General features: G+C 65.8%; 14 protein-coding genes. 7 read left to right on the plus strand and 7 right to left on the minus strand.

Annotation, left to right across the window (positions count from 1 at the left end):
* Positions 1 to 8 precede the first annotated feature (8 nt).
* The 3 genes from HIM68_RS14470 to HIM68_RS14480 form a co-directional block, all read right to left on the minus strand.
* Positions 9 to 1,277, minus strand: a complete 1,269-nt coding sequence (locus HIM68_RS14470) for a M20 family metallo-hydrolase (RefSeq protein WP_172173330.1) — start codon at positions 1,275 to 1,277, stop codon at positions 9 to 11.
* Positions 1,278 to 1,393: 116 nt separating this feature from the next.
* The gene (locus HIM68_RS14475; RefSeq protein ID WP_172173332.1) at positions 1,394 to 3,142 is read right to left on the minus strand and encodes a thiamine pyrophosphate-dependent enzyme; all 1,749 of its coding nucleotides are present in this window, start codon (positions 3,140 to 3,142) and stop codon (positions 1,394 to 1,396) included.
* A gap of 88 nt (positions 3,143 to 3,230) precedes the next feature.
* A complete protein-coding gene (locus HIM68_RS14480; RefSeq protein WP_172173335.1) occupies positions 3,231 to 4,562 on the minus strand; it encodes an MFS transporter in 1,332 nt (443 codons plus the stop codon).
* A gap of 190 nt (positions 4,563 to 4,752) precedes the next feature.
* Here HIM68_RS14480 and HIM68_RS14485 point away from each other — a divergent pair, with 190 nt between their 5' ends.
* Both HIM68_RS14485 and HIM68_RS14490 read left to right on the plus strand, forming a co-directional pair.
* Positions 4,753 to 5,967, plus strand: a complete 1,215-nt coding sequence (locus HIM68_RS14485; protein WP_172173338.1) for a helix-turn-helix domain-containing protein — start codon at positions 4,753 to 4,755, stop codon at positions 5,965 to 5,967.
* 268 nt (positions 5,968 to 6,235) lie between these two features.
* Positions 6,236 to 7,264 (plus strand): LLM class flavin-dependent oxidoreductase, encoded by a 1,029-nt coding sequence (locus tag HIM68_RS14490; RefSeq protein ID WP_172173341.1) that lies wholly within the window; start codon positions 6,236 to 6,238, stop codon positions 7,262 to 7,264.
* Positions 7,265 to 7,480: 216 nt separating this feature from the next.
* On the opposite strand, the gene HIM68_RS14495 is transcribed toward HIM68_RS14490, so the two are convergent.
* Positions 7,481 to 8,518 carry a DUF2332 domain-containing protein gene (locus tag HIM68_RS14495; protein ID WP_172173344.1) on the minus strand — a complete coding sequence of 346 codons (1,038 nt, stop codon included), beginning with the start codon at positions 8,516 to 8,518 and terminating at the stop codon, positions 7,481 to 7,483.
* Between the two features lie 308 nt (positions 8,519 to 8,826).
* Here HIM68_RS14495 and HIM68_RS14500 point away from each other — a divergent pair, with 308 nt between their 5' ends.
* On the plus strand, positions 8,827 to 10,188 hold the full coding sequence (locus HIM68_RS14500) for an MFS transporter (RefSeq protein ID WP_172173347.1): 1,362 nt from the start codon (positions 8,827 to 8,829) through the stop codon (positions 10,186 to 10,188).
* A gap of 43 nt (positions 10,189 to 10,231) precedes the next feature.
* Positions 10,232 to 11,668, plus strand: a complete 1,437-nt coding sequence (locus tag HIM68_RS14505) for an FAD-binding oxidoreductase (protein ID WP_216657155.1) — start codon at positions 10,232 to 10,234, stop codon at positions 11,666 to 11,668.
* Between the two features lie 80 nt (positions 11,669 to 11,748).
* Here HIM68_RS14505 and HIM68_RS14510 read toward each other — a convergent pair whose 3' ends face one another.
* Positions 11,749 to 12,633: a LysR family transcriptional regulator gene (locus tag HIM68_RS14510; RefSeq protein WP_172173350.1), complete on the minus strand. Its 885-nt coding sequence runs from the start codon at positions 12,631 to 12,633 to the stop codon at positions 11,749 to 11,751.
* Between the two features lie 133 nt (positions 12,634 to 12,766).
* On the opposite strand from HIM68_RS14510, the gene HIM68_RS14515 reads away from it, so the two are divergent.
* Positions 12,767 to 13,654 carry a DMT family transporter gene (locus HIM68_RS14515; protein ID WP_172173353.1) on the plus strand — a complete coding sequence of 296 codons (888 nt, stop codon included), beginning with the start codon at positions 12,767 to 12,769 and terminating at the stop codon, positions 13,652 to 13,654.
* 74 nt (positions 13,655 to 13,728) lie between these two features.
* On the opposite strand, the gene HIM68_RS14520 is transcribed toward HIM68_RS14515, so the two are convergent.
* Entirely contained in the window at positions 13,729 to 14,742 is a 1,014-nt protein-coding gene (locus HIM68_RS14520) for a siderophore-interacting protein (protein WP_172173355.1), read from the minus strand.
* A 221-nt stretch (positions 14,743 to 14,963) separates the two neighbouring features.
* Here HIM68_RS14520 and HIM68_RS14525 point away from each other — a divergent pair, with 221 nt between their 5' ends.
* Positions 14,964 to 15,944: an ABC transporter substrate-binding protein gene (locus HIM68_RS14525; RefSeq protein ID WP_172173358.1), complete on the plus strand. Its 981-nt coding sequence runs from the start codon at positions 14,964 to 14,966 to the stop codon at positions 15,942 to 15,944.
* A 31-nt stretch (positions 15,945 to 15,975) separates the two neighbouring features.
* Complete coding sequence (locus HIM68_RS14530; RefSeq protein WP_172173361.1) at positions 15,976 to 17,331, plus strand: D-serine ammonia-lyase; 1,356 nt, start codon at positions 15,976 to 15,978, stop codon at positions 17,329 to 17,331.
* 34 nt (positions 17,332 to 17,365) lie between these two features.
* On the opposite strand, the gene HIM68_RS14535 is transcribed toward HIM68_RS14530, so the two are convergent.
* On the minus strand, positions 17,366 to 20,476 hold the full coding sequence (locus tag HIM68_RS14535; RefSeq protein ID WP_253903974.1) for a hypothetical protein: 3,111 nt from the start codon (positions 20,474 to 20,476) through the stop codon (positions 17,366 to 17,368).
* Positions 20,477 to 20,552 lie beyond the last annotated feature (76 nt).

Here is a 20,552-nt window from a genome sequence, read left to right on the forward strand (position 1 = left end):
CTTCGCGGTCACTCTGCCAGCGCGCCGGCGGCGAGCCGGCGAACCACCTCGGTGAGGTGATGGAGACCCGAGACGAGGTCCTCGTCCTTCGTGAACTCGGCCAGACTGTGCGAGACCCCGTCGACGCTGGGAATGAAGAGCATGACGGTGGGTACTTCGTCCTTCATGTTCGTCGAATCGTGCCCGGCCACGGTCATCACCTTCGCCGAGGTGAGTCCCAAGTCCTCGGCAGCGGTGCGTGCCAGTTCGACCCCGTCTTCGGAGTACGGGTTCTGATCCCAGCTGTGCTCGGCGACGATCTCGATCTCCACGCGATCATCGGCGCTGACCTGGGCGATCGTGGCCATGAGCTTCTCATGGGCGGCGGCGATCACCTCGGCGCTGGGGGAGCGCAGATCGAGCAGCAGGCTGACTTCGCTGGCGACGACGACCGGAGAATTCGGGTAGACGGTGAGCTGACCGCACGCGGTGTGCAGGGCACCGGGCTCGAAGTCGTCGACGAGTTCCCGTGCGGCCACGACCAGACGTGCCGCACCGAGCAGGGCATCCTGCCGATCGGCCATGAGCGTCGACCCGCTGTGCGCCTGTGCGCCGGTGACCTTGAACTCGTACTTGTGCGCCGCCCACGTGGCATTGACGAGCCCGATCGTCACTCCGTCCTCTTCCATGCTGCGGCCCTGCTGGACGTGGATCTCCGCATAGGAGGCGATCTCCGGGGCCGTGAAGTCTCCGCGTTCTCCCAACTCGTCGAGCGCCTCGGCGACGGTGATTCCAGCAGCGTCACGCGTGGTCAGTGCCGCTTCCAGCTCGGCCTTGCCGGTGAAGACATTCGATCCCATCATGGAGGGCTTGAACCGGGAGCCCTCTTCGTTGAACCAGTTGACCACGGCGAGGTTGAACTTCGCCTTCGATGGGTCCGCTCGCATCTCATCGGCGATCGCGAAACATGCATGCGCCGAGGCCATCACCCCGTAGGCACCGTCGAAACGGCCGGCCGTCGGCTGCGAATCCATATGCGAACCAGTCAGCACATACGGGGCCCCGGGCGCGAGTTCGAGGAGCCCGAACTGATTGCCGATCGGATCCCGGTGCACGCTGAAACCGTGCTTGACGAGCAGCTCTTCGAACCATTTCCGCTGCTGACCATCGGCCGCGCTCGCCGCCTGCCGGTCGACGCCGTTCGTGCCCTCGACGGCGCCGAAACGCGAATGCACGGCCCAATCGGCGAGGAACTCGGCTTCGCGATCGGCGTTGATCAGAGAGGGTGAAACGGTCATAGCGGGTCCTTTCGAGAGGCCTCGCGGGCGGGTGGGTTGCGACTGTGCGGGGGAGGTGTGCGGCGCCGGCGGTGCCGGTGTCAGGTCGGTGGTGCCGGGTGGGCACCCAGGATGGATCAGGCGGTTTCGTCGGCGGCCGGCGGCATCGTCGCCGGATCGATGAGCACATGGATGAGGGCGGGCCCGTCGTGGGCAAGGGCCCGGTCGAGCGCCGGCCCGAATTCCTCGGTCGTTTCGACGCGTTCCCCGTGCCCGGTCGGCCCGGTTACGGAGGCCCCGTCGCCGTTCATGGACGCTTTGCTCGCCGAGGCGGCCCCGGAACTGCTGAGATCGAATGCCGACATCCACGCCGCGAAGTTCGGATTGACCATGCGCGTGCCCGAGGGCCGTCCCGGATAGTGATTCTCCTGGTGAGACACGATCGTGCCGTACACGCCGTTGTCGACGACGATGATGAGCGGTGATCCGCCGTGGGCGAAGGCCGTGGCGATCTCCTGACCGTTCATGAGGAAGTCCCCATCGCCGCAGACCGCGACCGCACGCCGCTCCGGGTACGCCAGAGAAGCGGCCACCGCGGCGGGAACGGCGAGACCCATCGCCCCGTTGCGGGCTCCGACGAGGCTGGACGGGCGCTCATGCCGGATGAACCGGTGCCCCCAGATCGTCGCATTGCCCGCCCCGTAGGTGAGGATCGCCTCCCCTCCGAGGCGGTCATCGAGAATCCCGAACGCCACCCCGAGATCGACCCCGGCGCGGCCCGGATTCTCCGGTGCCGCCTCGGCGTCGGGGCGGTGAGCGGCGAACCGGGACTGCGCGTCCGCGCGTCCCTGCATCCACTCATCCGTCCGGTCACCGCGCAGCTGGTTCGCATCCCGAGCATCAGCGGCATCGGTCCTGGTCAGGGCGCGAGTGAAGGAGTCTGGGGAGGCGATGATGTGCTCATCGATGCGCCCTGCGTGCTGGGTGGCCTCCATATCGAGGGAGACGAGAACGGTCTCGGCGTCGAAGCCGATCGTGTAGCCGTCGCTTAAGACATCGGAGCGGGTGCAGCCGACGAAGATGACGAGGTCCGCCTCGGCGAAACCGGCCGCCACAGCATCGGCACGACCGTAGCCGAGCCAACCCGCCCACGCCGGTGAGGAATGCGGAATCGCATCGTAGGCGCGCCAATCGCAGAAGATCGGCACCCCCGCCGAGGCGGCCAGACCGGCCAGCTCGACTCCGCAGCCGTTGTGCCACCCATCCCCGCCGAGCACGAATGCGGGACGCTTCGCCGCCGCGATCCGCGAAGCCAAGCCATCGATGACGGCGGGGGCAGGGGTCGGTGGGGCCACCTCGGGGAGGGTCGGAGTCGGGGCCTCGGTGAGACGGACGAGGACATCCTCGGGCAGGCCGACGACGACGGGCCCGGGGCGACCGGATGCGGCGATGTGCAGGGCATCGGCGGTGATCTCACCGGCACGGTCCTCATCATCGATGGTGAGCACGCGCTTCGCCGTCGAGGAGAACCACTCGGGCAGGCTGAACTCCTGGAAGGATTCGCGGGAGCGATCGTTGAGGGGGACGAGGCCGACGAACAGGACGAGCGCGGTTGCATCCTGCCAGGCGGTGTGGACAGCGATCATCGCATTCGCCGCCCCCGGACCGCGGGTGACCATGGCGATTCCGGGACGGCCGGTCAGCCGGGATTCGGCCAGCGCCATGAACCCCGCACCGCCCTCCTGCCGGCACACGACGGTCTCGATCTTCGCGTCATACAGTCCGTCGAGGACGTCGAGGTAGGACTCACCGGGGACCGCGTAGACGCGCTCGATGCCCGCGCTCTCCAGGGTGTCGACGATGAGGTGGCCGGCGGAACGCGACATGGTATGGGTGTCCTTTCGACGATCGAACGGTGTGAGGTCCGGGGCTCCCGGCCCGGTGCTGCGCTGGGTTCTCAGCGCTGTGCGGTTCTCAGTGTTTGAAGCCGGGGAGGTCGACGCTCATCCGAGGAGCGACAAAGCCGGCGAACGCCGTGAACAGGGAGAGGAAGACGAGCATTGCGGCGGCCGGCCACCAGTGGTCTCCGGCGGAGGCGACGAAGCTCGTGGCCAGCAGCGGGATGAACCCGGAGAGCATGCCTGCGGCGTTCTGCGCCATGCCCACACCCGTGTAGCGAGTGGTGGCGGGGAACAGTCCGGTGAGCACGGTGCCCGATGCCGCGTAGGGCAGGGACAGAGTGGACACGGCCAGGGTCATGGCGATGACGACGAGGACCGGATTGCCGGACTCGAACATGAAGAATGCAGGAACGGCGACCACCGCCGAGGCGACACCGCCCCAGAGGATGACCTTCGAGGCTCCGAACTTCGTGCCCAGGGCACCGCCCCAAAGGAGGGCGAGGATCTCGACGGCGGCGGCGACCATGCTGCCGAGCAGGAGGAGCGAATCGTCGTAGCCGAGGACGTTGACGCCGTACCAGACGCAGAATGCGGTGACGAGGTAGAAGCCGCCGACTCCGAGCAGGGCGGCTGCCATTCCGATGATGATCTGCTTCCACGAGTCACGGAAGGTGGTGCGGATAGGGCTCTTCTCGACCTCGCCGGACTCTTCGAGCTGACGGAAGACCGGGGACTCCTCGAGGCGGGAGCGGAGGTAGACGGCGACGACGAGCAGCGGCAGGGCCACGAGGAATGGGATCCTCCAGCCGAACGAGTCGAAGCTGTCCTGTGAGAACACCAGGGTCATGATGAAGAAGCCGCCGGAGGACAGGATTGTGCCGATCGGGGAGCCGATCTGCGGGATCGCTGCATAACGGGCACGCAGGTGGAGCGGGGCGTTCTCGACGACGAGGGTCATCGCGCCCGACCATTCGCCGCCGACGAAGAGACCCTGGAGGATGCGCAGGAGCACGAGCAGGGCGGGGGCGGCGAAGCCGATCGCAGCATAGGTCGGCAGGAGGCCGATGAGTCCGGTGACGACGCCGATGCCGATGATCGTGATGAGCAGGACCTTGCGGCGCCCGATCTTGTCGCCCATGCGGCCGAAGATCAGACCGCCGATGGGACGAGCGGCCAGCCCGACGCCGAAGGTGGCGAAGGAGGCCATGGCGGCGGCCGTGGCGTTCTCGCTGGTGAAGTACTGGACGTTGAAGACCAGGGCGGCCGCTGCCGAGAAGAGGAAGAAGTCGTACCACTCGAGGGCGGTGCCGATCAGGGCGCCGGCGGCGACCTTGTTCGCGTCCTTGATGCTCAGTTCCGTTGTGGCATTGAGCTCGGCGGACGCCGTGGTGTTCTGCTCGCTCATGGATTCTCTCCGTCGAGTCCGGGGACCTGGGCCTGGTCGGCCGAGTCCGGGTGCGGGTGGTGCATCGGTCGATCGTTGCGATCGACCGGCAGGTATCGACCTTACAGAGTGCCACATGTCCTGATCCAGGCACATTTGTCGCCGAAAAGTGGGCAGTGCTTGTGCAGATGCACATATTCTGGAGTGTGTGATGGATGAACAGGTTGGAATTGCGGGCACACGACAGCTTCGGGACCGTCCGGAGCCCGGAGACGAACGTCGCTGGCTCGAGCTCCTCGACGCTCTCGATCTCGACGAGCTGACCGATCGGTTCATGACCCGCGTCGTCACGGTCTCCGGCTACGATCCCGCACCGATTCCGGTCTCGGAGCTGCGGCGGACCGGTCGGCTCTCCTTCTCCACCCTCATCGAGGGACTGCGCGCCGGCGGTTTCGATGGGCCAGTGGCGGTGTCGACGGAGGTCGGGGTCTCCCGGGCACGGGCCGGAATTCCGCTCGAGGCGCTGATGACCGCGATCCGCCACGACTTCAATGTGCTCTGGGAGGTGCTCACCCGTGTGGCGAATCAGGAGGATGCCGAACTCGTCATCCGGCACACCGGCATCGTCTTATCCACCGTCGACGAATACGTCTCTCAGGTCCAACAGGCCTATACCGCCGAGCGCACGCGGATGCGGGCGGAAGAGGATTCGGTGCATGCGGGCCTCATCGCAAGCCTCTTCGACGACCCCGACCCGACTGCGGAGCGCCTGTCGAGAATCGCGACCGGGCTCGGTCTCGATGTCGACTCTCCGCTGCTCGTCATCGCCGCCACCGGGGACGACGTCCGGGCGCTGCGGGTGATCATCTCCGATCATGCCCGCGCGGGCGGGACCATGTTCACGCACCACCTCGGCGAGGTTCTCATTGCGTTCACGCAGATTCCGGGCGGTGCGGGCCATGCTTCCACTCCGGTCGGGGGCGGAACCGGCCATTCGTTGGGGGCGCTCGCCGGCAAGATCGCCGAGGCCAGGGTGGGGTATGTCCGCGCCGACGGGATCGGCACCCTGCGGCGGTCGGCGCTGACCGCGCGTGACCTCGCCGATGTCATCGCCGCTGATGAGACGACTGCGATGACATGGCGCAGTGGATGGGCGCGGTTGGCCGCACGGTCGCTCAATGCCGCCGGCAATCCGATCCTCGCCGATGTCGAGTCCGCGCTGGCCGCCTGTGGTCCGGTTGAGCGGGAGCGCCTCATCGAGGCGGTGCAGGTCTATCTCGCTTCGGGGAGCATCGGTGCGTCTGCCGCGCAGCTGTTCTGCCATCGCAATACTGTGGCCAATCGTCTGCGCCGCTTTGCTGACCTCACGGGAGTCGATCCGATGATCCCCGCCGAGGCGGCCCGCCTCGTCGTCGGTTGGGCGTGATTTCGCGATCTGGGAGTCATCGGGCGACCACGGCCGCATCGTTCATAGCGGCCCTCGCTTTTCGAAACCAAGCTCCGTCGTTCAAGGCGGCGCGCACTTGTCGAAAGGTGCACAGTTCGACATCCGCGCTGCGGCTTGAACGACGCCCCGCGATCACTTCGAGGGCCGAGTGTGACGAGCCTGGCTAGAGTTCTCAGGCGGAGCTGATAGAAGTCAAGCATTCAACCATCGTCGGACGATGCCTTCAAGGCATCAGAAGAGAGGCACCGTGAGCGCGTCGACAAATGACCGAGTCGGCCATCTCGGGTTCATCCACCTCGTTCCCTTCGATCGCGATGATCCTGGTCGCGGCCTGGCCGAGGGTATCGAACTGTTCCGCTTCGCCGAGGAGCTCGGGCTCGACAGCGGATGGGTCCGAACTCGGCACATGCAGTCCGGTCTGCCGTCGCCGGCAGTGTACTTCGCTGCTTTAGCCCAGCACACGCAGCGGATCAGGCTGGGCAGTGCGGTGATCCCCGTCGGTCATGAGAATCCGTTTCGACTGGCCGAGGATCTCGCCGTTGCCGATGTCCTCTCCGGAGGCCGGGTTCTGGCTGGATTGAGCGTGCATCCGCCCGCATTCGCCGAGGAGGTCAATGACATCGTCCATGGTGAGGGATGGCGCGGTGAAGACTACAGCTACGCGCGCATCGAGCGTCTGCGTGATCTCCTCGCGGGAGGATCGGTACGGGAGAAGCCCGAGTACAAAGGCTTCGGCGGGGACATCGATTCCGAACGGGTAGAACCGCATGCGTCCGGACTGAGCGATCGCCTCTGGTACGGAGGGGGATCGCTGCGCTCGGCCACCTGGTCGGGCGAGGCTGGACTGAACTGGCTGATGAGCAACATCACCTCGGCAGAGGACGGGATCGAGGACTTCTCTCTCAACCAGGTCAACCAGATCGAGACTTACCGCGAATCGCTCTCTGGTGAGAATGGACGAGTGAGCCTGGCACGCGTGATCGTTCCAACCGATAGCGCGAGTCCGGTACAGGCGGCCAAGTACCGGAAGTACGCAGAGGAGCGGACTCCGCGGACGAAGCAGGTCCACGGGAAGAACACGATCATCGCACCGGACCTGCTCGGCTCGACCGAGGAGATCGTCGACTACCTGCTGTCCAACCCGGCTTTCCAGGCTTCGGATGACTATCTCTTCGAACTTCCGTTCGAGTTCGAACTCGATGACTGGAAGCACATCCTCCACCAACTTGCCACTGAGATCGGCCCGAAGCTCGGGTGGACGCCAGCAAGCTCTTAGACGTCTCCCTCGGTGGGCACTGTCCGCCGCTGTTCGCTGCCTCGCTGCCTCGCTGTCGACGCTTCGTTCAAGGCTTCGCTCTTCGACCCAGCCTCGATCAAGGCGCAACTCAGTCCTCGAAAGGCGCACGGGTCGACGTCTGCGCTCTGCCTTGAACGAGCCTCCTGGGGGCGTCGACTGCTTGAGCACGGCCCCGATTCCGAGCTGGTCGGCGCATCAGGGGATCACCGCGATGCCGACATAGCTCTGCCCGTGCGGTCCGGTCAGAGCGACAGCTTGGCCGTCGACGCTGAGCACGAATCGCCCATCGGGCTCGATCCCGATTGTCTCGAGCTGAGCGCGAGTGTCAGGCAGAACGCCGGCGCCCTCATTGCTGATCCACACGACGTCGTCGCGCGATTGCATGAGCGAAGCGAAGCGGGCACGCGCCTCGGCGTCGACATAGGCCAGCACCGCACTGTGGAAGACGATCGGTTGGGTCCCGGCTGGTACCTCGGCAAGTAGGATTTCGACGGTGTCGAGCAGGTCGCCGCGGACGAGGTGCGGGGGATCGGCGGCCGCGACCGAGGCAGCGGCGAGGAGGCGCTCCCGTCTCGACTCATGCTCCGGCCAGATCAGCGAAGTCAGCCATTCCCGCTGGTCAGCATCGGTGATATCGAGAGGATTGAGATCGATTCCGGCCCGCCACGCGACCTCGGGGAGACGGTTTGGCACGGCAGTGTTCGTCAGTTCGCATTCGAGCCCGACCGGGCTCGGACCGTCCGCAGGGTCGAGCGTCGTCGACTTCGCGGAATCTGAACCGGACGACCCGGCCGCCTCGGTGACGGTGAACCTGTAGCTGTACCGGTCAGGGTAGAGGCAGAGCCCCGCTGAGGCGCCGACTTCGATGAGCGCAAGCGGTCCTGCAACCCGTGCGAGTGCTGGAAGGAGCGTCGCGCAGCGACCCGCCTCATTCGTCTGGGTCGACCGGGCGAGCATGAGCTCGCGCACCTTCGCCCAGTGATCAAGCAGCCATGCACGCAGGTCAGCATAGGAGCCTTCGCCGGCGCCGAGGTGGCGGGCTGCGCCGAAGAGCAGATTGGCCTGGCGCTTCGGTCGGGGCAGTTCGAGCAGGAGCGAGAGAATCTCGTCATCCGCGGCCACTCCCTCGGCCCATGCGGTGTAGATCGGGGAGGTGCCGGCCGCTTCGAGGCGGGCGAACTTGCCGTAGTAGTCGCGTAGAGTCTCGGCTTCGAGTTCCGTCATCGGCTGCATGTCGCCCTCCTCGCAATGGTATCCGCGCCTCAGTGACTTCATCGTACTGACCAGTTGCCCGACGGCGAGCGGGCAACCGAAACGTCGTTCAAGGCGGAACGCGGATGTCGAGTCGAGCACGGTTCGACATCCGGGCGCCGGCTTGAACGAGCCGATTGAAGTCCCCGTCCCGGTATTCGGTACTTTTGCTGCGAACGCTAGGTCAGCCGCCCGCGCTGTCGTAATGTGTTGCCATCATGCGCCGACGACCATGTTCGCGGCGCATCCCCGCGCCACCACCGTGGCCCGACCTGATCGAAGGAGATCCCATGTCATCCGAGGTGAGCCCGCCGACCAGCGGACAGACCCCCGCCGATTCGGCACTGGAGAAGAGGACCCTGCGCAAGGTCCTCATCCGTCTCATCCCGTTCGTCATCGCGATGTACTTCATCAACTACCTCGATCGGACGAACATCGGCATCGCCGGACCGGGCGGAATGAACGAAGACCTCGCGATGAACGCGACCCAGTTCGGGTTCGCCGCAGGCATCTTCTTCTTCGGCTACCTCATCCTCGAAGTGCCCTCGAACCTCGCTCTGCACAAGTTCGGCGCCCGCATCTGGCTCGCCCGCATCCTCATCAGCTGGGGCATCGTCGCCGCGGCCATGGCATTCGTGCCCAACCACGGCTGGCTCTACGTGCTGCGGTTCCTTCTCGGAGTCGCCGAGGCGGGATTCTTCCCGGGCATCATTCTCTACCTCACGTACTGGTTCCCGACCTCGATGCGCGCGCGGGCCACGGCTCTGTTCATGCTCGCCATCCCGCTCTCCAGCGTCGTGGGTTCGCCCCTGTCGTCGTGGCTGATCTCCAGCGGCAACTCGATCTTCGAGAACTTCGCCGGCTGGCGCTTCATGTTCATCATCGAAGGCGTGCCCGCCGTTCTCCTGGGCATCATGTGCATCTTCTACCTCACCGACCGCCCGCGGGACGCGAAGTGGCTGAGCGCTGAAGAGCGCAACTGGCTGCAGTCGACGATGGACGCCGAGGAGAAGAGCAAGGAAGAGACCTTCCACTACCCGGTCCGCCGCTCCCTTCTCCAGCCCCGCGTCTGGGCCCTGTCCTTCGTCTACTTCGGCATGGTCTACGGCCTCTACGCCATGAGCTTCTTCCTCCCGACGATCATCGCCGGCTTCCAGGAGTCCTTCGGCGTCGAGTACTCGATCGTCGAGATCGGTCTCATCACGGCCATCCCCTATGTCTTCGGTGCCCTGGCCATGTATTTCTGGTCCCGGCACGGCGATCGCACGGGTGAGCGTGTGTGGCACGTGGCCATCCCGCTGTTCGTCGGCGGTGTGGCGATCCCCATCGCCCTCTACCTGTCCTCGCCGTTCACCACGATGATCGCCGTGACGATCACCTGCATGGCGATCTGCGCCGCCCTGCCGACCTTCTGGCCGCTGCCGCAGACCTTCCTCGCCGGTGCCGGTGCCGCCGCGGGACTCGCGCTCATCAACTCGCTCGGCAACTCCGCGGGCTTCTTCGCCCCCTACATCACCGGTTGGCTGGCCGATCTCACCGGAACCCAGAATGCCGGCATGTGGGTCGTCGGCGCGGCCATGGTCGCCGCCGGCATCGTCACCCTCATCCTCCGGGCCGCACCCGCTCCCGATAACCTGGACGTGATGAAGTAACGGCCCGCCGTCCGCCTTCGCCCGACCGATCCGAGGAGCAGAATTGACGACCCCGACGTCCACCGCACCCGACTTCCCCGCCCTCGACCCGGTGGCACTCGATGACCTCACAGCGAAGCTGAGTCCGGGTGCGCTGACGACTGACCCGGACGTCATCGACGCCCACTCCAGCGATGAAGCCCTGTTCTGCCCGCGCGAGGGGGCGATCGCCCTGGTCAGGGCCGCCTCGGCGGAAGACGTCCAAGAGGTCATGGCCTTCGCCAGCGCACACCGGGTGCCGGTCGTCCCGCAGGGGGCGAGATCCGGGATCTCGGGAGGCGCGAACGCCTCACCGGGAGCGATCCTGCTCAACGTGTCGAAGATGAAGGACGTCGTGGCCGTCAACGAGGCCGAACGTCTCGTCACCGTTCAACCGGGCATCATCAACCAGGACCTCAAGGACCACCTCGCCCCGTTCGGACTGTCCTACCCGCCGGATCCCGGATCGGTGGCACTGTCATCGATCGGTGGGAACATCGCAACGAATGCCGGCGGACTCTGCTGCGTGAAATACGGTGTGACCAGGGACTACGTGCGCTCACTCAAAGTCGTACTCGCCGACGGGACCATCACCACGCTCGGCCCGCAGACGGCCAAGGGCGTGGCCGGACTCGATATGCGTCATCTCTTCATCGGCTCCGAAGGCACCCTGGGCATCGTCGTCGAAGCGACGCTGCGCCTCGTGCCCGCCCTGCCCGAGCCGTTCACCGCGATCGCGACTTTCCCGGATGAGCGCAGCGGACTGCAGACCGTCGCCGACTTCATGGCCGGCGGCGGAGTGCCGAGCCTGTTCGAATTCCTCGACGGGGCCAGCCTGCGCATGCTCAACGACTACGGCGACTTCGGCCTCGACGACGGTGCCGGTTCGATGCTCATCATGCAGGTCGACGACAACCCGACCGATGCGGAGGCCGCGATGTCGACCTTCACCGAGGTGGCCCAGCGCTGCGGTGCCCTTGACGTCGCTTACTCCGACGACCCGAGCGATTCCGCGGCTCTCATCACGGCACGGCGGATGATCCAGCCGGCCTACGAGAAATTCGCCAACGCTCACGGCGGCGGTCAGCTGCTCGACGATGTCTGCCTGCCGCGCACCGCCGTGCCCGAATTCTGTGACCGTCTGGCCGAGCTGCGGTCATCATCCGGACTCGAGATCGCCCTCGTCGCGCACGCCGGCGACGGAAATATGCACCCATCGGTGTTCTTCGACTCCGGCGATGCGGCCGAGACGGCGAAGGCCGAAGGTGTGTTCGCTGAGATTATGCGCATCGGCCTCGAACTCGGCGGCACGATCACCGGCGAACACGGGGTCGGGTTCCTCAAGCATGCTTGGCTGCCGAACGAACTCGACGAAGGATCACGACGGATCCAGCTGGCCGTGAAGAACGCGCTCGACCCGCTGGGCATCCTCAACCCGGGGAAGATGCTCGCCGAGATCTGAACGCAGTCGGACCGCCAGCAGAGGGCCCATGAGCTGCCGAGGCGCACCCTCGAAGCAGGAGGCCGGCGGTCTTTCCATCGTCAGCCGGTGGCGAGCTCGCGCAGGGCTGTGACCGCATCCTCGATGAGTTCCTGCTGCGGGTGGCCCGGATCGCTGATCGCGTGGATGAAACGGATCGGTTCGGGCGCTGTCAGCCGGATGATGGCCACCCCGGGAGGCAGGGGTTCGACACCGAGCCGCGGGAGAATCGTCAGACCCAAGCCCCGACTGACCATGTGCAGGGCCGTGGCGAAGCTGTGAGCCTCGTGCTTGAAGTGCACCGCCACCCCTGCGCGTGCGCAGGCGTCGAAGAGGATCGTCCGGCACGGACCGTCTCCGGTGTCGTTGTCGATCCAAGGATGATTCTCCAGCTCGTCGAGGCTGACCTCCGGACGCGAGGCCAGGGGGTGATCGTCGGGCACTGCGACCACATACGGATCCTCGGTGAGGAAGTGGCTCTCCACTTGCGATGGGAACACGGGATCCTCGGAATCTGCGATCACGACCTGGACATCGGAGTGGAATTCGGTCCAGGGACCTTCTGCCAGGTTGAGCTGCACGGCGACATCGGGATGGCGGTTCTCGAGGTAGGACACGAGTTCGGGCATCCACTGGGTGCCGGCCGTGCCGAAGTACCCGATCGACAGGCGTCCGATCCGATTCTCATGCAGGTCCGAGATGCGTTGGCCCAATCGCCCCGAGCTCTCGAGCACGGAGTCGACGTCGGACATGATCGCTGAACCGGTGTCGGTCAGGCACAGGCCGCGTCCCTGTCGCTGAAACAGAGTCAGACCGGTCTCCTGTTCGAGAGTTTTGAGGTGATGGCTGACTGCAGACGGAGAGAGACTGAGATGCTGTGCGGCGGACCGGACGGACCCGGTGAGTGCGACCGATTTGAACGACTTCAGGTGGGCAACGTTGTACACAGTCGAACTGTACGCACATCACGGACAGTTGTGCAATAGTGTGCGCTTTTCTTTCACGATCATGCGACGAATAATCGTTCCTATGAACAGATCAGCCCTCAGCCCTCGAGTCGCGAGTCCGAATCCTCGCCAGATGACAGCGCCCCGCGTCCTGCCCTGGATCGCTGCCCTGCTCACCATGACGTTCTGGGCGTCATCATTCGTCGTCATCCGCGATGCCGGCGAGTTCTTCTCACCTGGTCCGATGGCGCTGCTGCGCGGCGCGTCCGCGGCTGTGGTGCTCTCCGTGTGGATGCTCTTCCGCCGCCCCCGATTCCCCTCCGGCAAGGTCGTCTGGCTGATTCTCGTCCTGTGGGGAGTCGCCTGGTTCTCTGCCTACGTCGTCGTCCTCAACGCTGCGGAACGGTCGATTGATGCCGGAACCGCCTCGATGATCGTCAATATCGCACCGCTGATCATCGCCGTCTTCGCCGGCCTCGTCTTCGGAGAAGGGCTGCCGAAGCGCCTGCTCATCGGCATCATCGTCTCTCTGCTCGGAATCGGGCTGATCACGGCAGCCAGCTTCACCGGCTTCTTCACCGTCGGCGGTCTCGTCCTCAGTCTCGTCGCCGCAGTGCTCTACGCCGCCTGCGTGCTGCTGCAGAAGCACTTCCTGTCCGGAGAGGACTCGGTGACCGTGACCTGGATGGGAATCCTCATCGGCGCACTCGTCAGTCTCGTCTTCGCCCCTGGCCTCATTGACGAGGTGGCCACGGCACCCATCGAGATGACGCTGCAGATCATCTACCTGGGAGTCGTACCGACCGCTATCGCCTTCAACCTCTGGGGATATGCGCTGAAATCTCTGCCGGCAGGTCTGCTCAGCTCTTCGAGTCTCCTCGTCCCCGCGATAGTCGTCGTGATGGCCTGGATCGTTCTCGGAGAGGTCCCGCCTCCGCTGGCCGCAGTGGGCGGTGTGCTCTGCCTGGCCGGGGCGGCTGCCGCGATCGGGCCGCAGATCATCGGAGCTCTGCGACGGTAGCCGGCTCAGCCCGGCAAGGTCTGAGAGTTCAGTCAGGCAGAGTCTGAAGGCTCGGTCGAGCTGGGCCTGAGGGCTCAGCCCTCGGCCTTGCCCTGACGCCAGTAGCCCATGAACGCGATCTGCTTGCGGTCGACCCCGACTTCCTGCACAAGGTAGCGGCGCAGGCGCTTGACCGGTCCGGCCTCTCCGGCGATCCAGGCATAGAAGGGGCGGTCATCCTTCTCCGTCGCACTCGAACTGCCTTGAGCCGCCTCGGTGAGGGCCGCGGGAACGTCCCAGAGGATCTCTTCGTCGATGTTGACATCGTCGAGTTCCCGGACCTGACCATCCGGCCCGCCGGCCGACCCTGCCGCTCCGGCTCCGACGGGGATCCGGGTCTCCGACCGCACCGCCTCGCGGACGGCAGGTTCGAGGAGCTGACCGAAGTCGGCCTCCCCGCGTGGCAGCCATTCGATCTCGAAGCCGGTGGGAGCGGTGATGTCGATCATGTCCTCGGCGCTCGGGACCTCGAGGACGGCCTTGCCCTGCGCGGAGGTGTTCTTGAGCGAATCGAGGATCGAGGCGATGGCGGGCACAGCGGTCTCGTCGCCGGCGAGCAGGATCTGGTGGGCGTCACCGGGGGCGAATTCGATCCCGCCGTAGGGGCCGTCGTAGTCCCGGGAGGGTCCGATGATGTGGAGGGAGTGCCCGACCTCGGCCGCTTCGGCCCACCGCGCGGCAGGACCCGAGTGTCCGACCTCATCGGTGTGGAGCACCATGTCGATGACGAGTCTGCGCTCGGCATCGTCCCATTCGCGCACGGTGTAGGTGCGCATTGCGCCGCGCACCTCGGGGCTGACCTGCAGCCAGGCCTGGTACCAAGACACTCCAGCGGCTTCCTGCTCGGTGAGGAATGCCGGCAGATCGAACTGCGGCGAAGCGGCACGCTGAGGAGGGATGACGAGTTTGATCCGCAGATCACGAGGGTGGGTGTTCGGGCCGAATTCCTCGAGTCCCGCACCCCCGAAAGTCACCCGGCGGAAGGACGGGCTGAGGTCTTCGACGGCGAGGACCTCTGCTTCGAAGGCACCGATGGGGGCTCGTGACACTGATTCTCCTTCGCATCCCCAGGACCATGTGGCCGTGAGGGCGTCCCCGCGGGGACGCGTTGTGTTCGTGTGTGCAGCTGTCGTGGATATGTCAACATCCGCAACGCTACTCTACTCTAATTTAGTAAGGCTAGCCTTTCCAAATAGTGCTACGGTGGTCCCGGCGTCACTACAGGCGCACCAGTTCCGTCCCTGCGGGGACGCCCACCGAAAGGCTCTCGATGCGTCGTCGTCAGCTCCTTGCCCTGTCCGTTCTCGCCCCGTTCGCCCTCGTCGGCTGCCGCGGCGAAGCCGATGGCGATGCGGGTGACGGCGCTTCCGGCGCTGCGGGCAACGTCCCGAACTTCACGTATTCGCCCGAAGGCTATGACGGGCTGACGATCAAACTCGACCGCCCGGCGAAGCGCATCGCCGCGGACTTCTATTCGGCAGCCGGACTCGCGCAGTACGGAATCACACCGGTCGCGGTCTTCGGGTTCGGACAGAACGAGTCCCCGGGCAAGTCCTTCGACTCGGAAGGAGTCGAGGTCGTCGGCACCGATATGGAACTCGATATCGAGGCCCTCGCGGTTGCCGAGCCGGACATCCTCGTCGCCTACGGCAATGAGGCCGGCGACGGGTGGACCTGGTGGGACGAGAAGGTGAAAGGTCAGGTCAGCGAGCTCGTGCCGTTCGTCCCGGTCAAACTCGGCGGGAAGGGCCCCGACGCGATGTTCGCTCAGTACGCGGCCATCGCCGAGGCGCTGGGCAAGGACACGGACACCGGCGCCATCGCGGACAAGCGGAAGGCCTTCGACGACGCTCGGGCACGCATCCGCAGCGTGGCGAAGAAGCAGGACCAGCTGACAGTGCTGCTGGCGAACTTCACCGCGGAGATCAACTACACCTCGAATTCCTTGGGCATCGCCGAGATGCTCAACGAGGACGGGCTCACCCTCGTCGGCCCCGATGCCACGGGAGAGAGCAGTTGGGCAGAAGTCTCCTGGGAGAAGATGTCGGACTACCCGGCCGACGTCGTCCTCGTCCACGACGCCTCGACCGACTACGAAGACAACCCGGTGTACAAGAGCCTGCCCGCAGTCAAGGAGGACCAGCTCGGCACCTGGGACGACAAACGCGCTTACACCTATGACGGCTACGCGAATTGGCTGAACGAACTCGGCGACGTCCTCGAATCCGCGAAGAAGATCGTCAAGAGCTGAGGCCCGCACCCCGCCGGGCTACGATCGGTGCATGACCGACCTGCCTGACGAACTCAGCACCGACGAGATCATCCGATCCCTCGCATCGGGTGCCCCGACCACATGGCTCCGCTCCACGGGCACCGAGGCGGCCCTGCCCGACCTCGGCGACTTGATGGATTTCGCGGCGGCCCGGTTCGACCGCTTCGCCCCCTGGTTCGCAGAGACCTTCCCGGAGACGGCGACCGTTCCGGCCGAGCTCGCATCGGCGTTTCCAGACGTCAGCGGCGGAATGATCGAATCGGCTCTGGTTCCGGCGCCTGCGGCGCAGCACCGCCTCGACGGTCTGTTCGGATCCGAGCTGGGCGGACGGCTGTGGCTCAAACGCGACGACTCCCTGCCGGTGAGCGGGTCGATCAAGGCCCGCGGCGGCTTCCACGAGGTGCTCGAATTCGCCGAGGCGGTCGCCGCCGAGCACGGACTCGACGCTCTTGATCCCGCCACCTATTCGACTCTTGAGTTTCGTGAGATCGCCGCGAACAACCGCATCGTCGTGGGCTCGACGGGCAACCTCGGGCTGTCGATCGGGATTCTGAGCGCTCGCCTCGGCTTTGCCGCCTCGGTGCATATGTCCGCCGACGCCCGGGAATGGAAGAAGACGAAGCTGCGCGACCACGGGGTCGACGTCATCGAACACGCCGGTGACTTCGTCGAAGCCGTCGAGGCCGGCCGTGCCTCGGCCGAGACCTCCGAAAACACGCACTTCGTCGACGACGAGGACTCGAAGAGCCTCTTCGCCGGATATTCGGTGGCTGCCCTGCGGCTGGAGCGCCAGTTCGCGGCCGCAGGTGTGACCATCGACGAACAGAATCCGCTCACCGTCTACCTGCCGTGCGGAATCGGAGGCGGCCCCGGGGGAGTGACCTTCGGGCTCAAACGGGTCTTCGGCACTGCCGTGCGCTGCGTCTTCGTCGAACCGAACCAGGCACCGGCGATGTTCCTCGGCGTGCGCTCCGATCGGCACAGCGGCATCTCCGTTCAGGACATCGGGCTGTCCGGAGCCACCGCGGCCGACGGGCTGGCGGTCGCCCGCCCCTCACGCTTCATCGGACCGATGATCGGGCCGTTCATCTCCGGCTTCGCCGCCGTCCCCGACGAGGTCATCCGCGCGGGAGTCGGGGTGCTCCATGAGACCGAAGACATCGATGTCGAACCCTCCGCTACCGCCGGGCTGACCATTCCGTGGCGGATGGGCGACGCGGCGGCTCGGTCCGCGACCGGCGTCCACCTCGTGTGGCTCACCGGTGGGGCGATGGTCCCCGGCGACGAACGCGCTGCCTACGTCGACGAAGGACTGGGACTCGTCGAACGGATCAGCAGCCCCGCCTCGGCGATCTTCGTCGACTGAACGGCGTGCCCCGGGCCGGGTCACGCTGCCTCGGTCACCAGTCCCATGGGTCGTCGTTGACGGTGATGACGATCTTGCCGTCGACGATCTCGGCCGTGCCGTTGAGGTCGAAGGTCACGGTGTCATCGAAGGGTTCGGACTCGTCGAACATGTCATAGCTGCCGGTCACGAGCGCCTCACCGGAGGTGTCGGAGGAGATCAGCCACGCCGGACCGCCGTTCGGACCGGTCGCGTCCTCGGGGTTCGAATACTGGTCGGCACCCATGGAGTCATCGGCGACGGTCACCGTCGGATACGACGAGATCGACCAGGTGAGGCCGGTGGCGTCATAGCTGTCGGCCAGCGAGGATCCGAACGGGCACCCGTCGGGCTGGGCGACCGTCTTCTTCGCGCAGCTGTCGATGAGGGTCTTGACCTGCTTGTCGACCTCGCTGCGGAACGCGTCCGAGGGATGGGCGGCGAGCAGCGGCGTGTCCTCACCCTCCATGTTCGCGTCATCGCCGAGGAACGCCCGCACCTCGACTGCGTCTGCGGTGATGAGATCGGACTTCTCGGCCAGGTCGATCGTGTAGAGACCGGGGAAGGCCGGCAGGGACAGTGTCGACCCGTCGCTGTCGACGTCGATCCCATTGACCTTGACCTTTTTGAGGCCGGGGGTGTCGACAGTGAGAGTGAGCAGGTCGGGACTCTTGAGCGTCCAGTCGTCGAAGAACAGCGCCTTCTTTCCGGCTTTGTGCAGGGTCAGCGTGCTGTCGCCCTTGGAGCCGCCGACGTCGTAGGTGACCGCGACCGTCGCCGTGTCTCCGGAGATCTCGGCATCCTCGACGGTGACATCGTCGGGCCGTGCCTTGGAGCCGCCGAGGACATCGTTGGTCAAAAGGGACCGTGACTCCTGCGGAACGTCGACGTCGGCGACCTCGAGGGCACCCTCGGCGTCACCGTCGGAGAGCTCCGAGAAGTACTTCTCCACCGTCGCCTCGGGACCGAACATGTGCCCGTTGAGCTGGGTGACGACGATGAGTGCGGCCACAAGGAGGAGGACGGCACCACCGGCGACGACCGATACGAGCGTCGTCTTCTTCTTGTCGAAGGGCTTGGCCGGGCCCGCGTACGGCTGCGGCGCATACATTCCCTGCGGAGCCGAGTTTGACTGCTGCCCGGCTGAGCCCTGCGGCGTCGAATAGGCCGGCTGGTCGGCGACACCCTGCGGGTAGGCATAAGGCTGCTGGTCGGACGGGGTCGGATGCTGCTGCGGACCGACCGGACCAGAGAACTGCTGCGGACCCTGCTGGAGATGGGGCGGCTGGCCCTGCGAGTCGAACGCATTCGGCGATGCGGGCGGCCCCTGATGGCCGACAGGTCCCTGCGGTCCGAACCCGCCAGGGGCGTGCGGTCCGACTTCGCCGGGGCCGGGAGCAACAGGCGGTGGCGTCGGGGCGGCGGCTCGAGCCAGATCGGGATGGATGAACGCGAACTGCGGTTCGCTCATGCCAAGGTATGGTCCCCAGTGCGGGTGCACGGTCCGTCCGGCGGCGATCCGCGCCACGGCCGGGAAGGTGAGGGCGAGTCGCGGGCCGAGGGTGCGCGAAAGCACCTCGATGATCCCGCCCCAGAGGGCGAAGATGAGGAACGTCCAGGCAAGGGGGCCGATCCCCGCACGGGCCGCACCGGAACCGCCGAAGAACATGGCCGCCTCGGCGGATCCGGACATCGACAGGTTCGCGGGGATGGCCAACAGCGACAGCAGACCCCAGACGAGGCAGAACGCCACAGGCAGCTTCCACGCGCTCGACCACTGCTGCTTGTCCTGCTCGATCACGGTCCAGGCCGGACGCCGGGTGACGGTGGCGACGATCGTTGCGATCAGCACGGCGGCCACGACGACGAGCAGACCCAGCCACAGCAGCCCGGGTGCCTCGCGGCTGAACAGGGTGAGGTTCTCGGAGAAGGTGTCCGAATAGGCGCCCAGGTCCCCCTGGGCGGTGGCGCTGATTCCGCCGAGGTGGGTCAGCGACGTGAGGATGAGGCCCATGTTGACGAACGTCAGCGGCACCAGCTGACCCGGCATCTCGACTGACAGCGGCAGGACGAAGAGCGCGACGATCGAGAACACGGCCACGGTGAGGGCGAGGTGGATCCAGGTCACCAGCAGAGGCGGAACAGCCCAGCGCAGGAACGGTGCACCGATCGCCTCGGTGCCCTTGAAATGTCCGGCGACACGACCGGCGATGCTCGTGATGAGGATGACGAGCATCGGCAGGAAGAACGATCGGGCGGTAACTGCCGAGAAGGTGAAGGTGAACGATCCTTCCTCTTCGAAGGCGGAGGCGCGAGCGGCGAAGATGACCTGGAGGAGGAAGAGCACGAGCGTCATCGCCAGGGTCGCGACCCCGATGCGGATCCACGTGGACACTCGGTTGGGTGCGGGGGAGCGGCGTTCGCTCAATTTCGTCATCCACCACAGCAGACCCACGGTGACGATGGTGACCACCAGGGGTGCGCCGGTGGTGAAGATGCCCAGTTGGGCGTTGAAGGTGTCAGGGGCGTTGATGTCCAAGCGCAACGCCGCCGAACCGAACAGCGACAGCGCCATGAGGATGAACGGCAGGGCGTAGTTGAGGCTGTCGAGGTTGAGGCCGGTCTCCTCGGTCAGCGAGTCGAATTCCGACATCGACGTGAGGATGACGGTGAGGATGATGGAGACGATGATGCCGCCGAGGAGGGCGATCCCCGGCGGGATCAGGGCCGTTTTCCACGTCGCTCCCTTAGCCAGCGCCGAGGCGAATTTCGACTTCGGGGCATTCGCCGGGTAGCCCGGTGGTGCGAGGTAGGGCACAGGACCGGACTGGTAGGGACCCGAGCCCTGCGGGTAGGGCCCTTGCTGGTAGGGCGCCTGCAGATTGGGCGCCTGCTGGTAGGGGTCTTGTTGGTACGGGTCGACTGTCTGCTCGGTGGTGGGCGTGCCGTCTTCCGGCGGCGCCCAGCGAGCGGTCTCCTCGGTGGCCTCATCGTCCTGAGCTGCAGGATCTTCCGAGGTCTCGGCGGCGTCCGGAACCTCGTCTTCGGGACTCTCCTGGTCCTCGGCGGTCTGATCCTTCGGATCCTCGGCGGCAGTCGGTGTCGTCTCGTCGGATTCGTCGTGCATACCCAGTCCTCAAGTGCAGTTGCCCGGCAGCTCCGCAATGTCATTCACATCTAAACAATCAACTGAGCAGATCAAG

The sequence above is a fragment of the Brevibacterium sp. CT2-23B genome (assembly GCF_013168765.1).
Classification (GTDB): Bacteria; Actinomycetota; Actinomycetes; order Actinomycetales; family Brevibacteriaceae; genus Brevibacterium; species Brevibacterium sediminis.

Excerpts from the sequence above, each read along its gene's own strand:
- HIM68_RS14515 (WP_172173353.1), top strand. The coding sequence starts at position 12,767 with ATGACAGCGCCCCGCGTCCTGCCCTGGATCGCTGCCCTGCTCACCATG.
- HIM68_RS14480 (WP_172173335.1), bottom strand. The coding sequence starts at position 4,562 with ATGAGCGAGCAGAACACCACGGCGTCCGCCGAGCTCAATGCCACAACG.
- HIM68_RS14475 (WP_172173332.1), bottom strand. The coding sequence starts at position 3,142 with ATGTCGCGTTCCGCCGGCCACCTCATCGTCGACACCCTGGAGAGCGCG.
- HIM68_RS14470 (WP_172173330.1), bottom strand. The coding sequence starts at position 1,277 with ATGACCGTTTCACCCTCTCTGATCAACGCCGATCGCGAAGCCGAGTTC.
- HIM68_RS14500 (WP_172173347.1), top strand. The coding sequence starts at position 8,827 with ATGTCATCCGAGGTGAGCCCGCCGACCAGCGGACAGACCCCCGCCGAT.
- HIM68_RS14485 (WP_172173338.1), top strand. The coding sequence starts at position 4,753 with ATGGATGAACAGGTTGGAATTGCGGGCACACGACAGCTTCGGGACCGT.
- HIM68_RS14525 (WP_172173358.1), top strand. The coding sequence starts at position 14,964 with ATGCGTCGTCGTCAGCTCCTTGCCCTGTCCGTTCTCGCCCCGTTCGCC.
- HIM68_RS14535 (WP_253903974.1), bottom strand. The coding sequence starts at position 20,476 with ATGCACGACGAATCCGACGAGACGACACCGACTGCCGCCGAGGATCCG.
- HIM68_RS14495 (WP_172173344.1), bottom strand. The coding sequence starts at position 8,518 with ATGCAGCCGATGACGGAACTCGAAGCCGAGACTCTACGCGACTACTAC.
- HIM68_RS14530 (WP_172173361.1), top strand. The coding sequence starts at position 15,976 with ATGACCGACCTGCCTGACGAACTCAGCACCGACGAGATCATCCGATCC.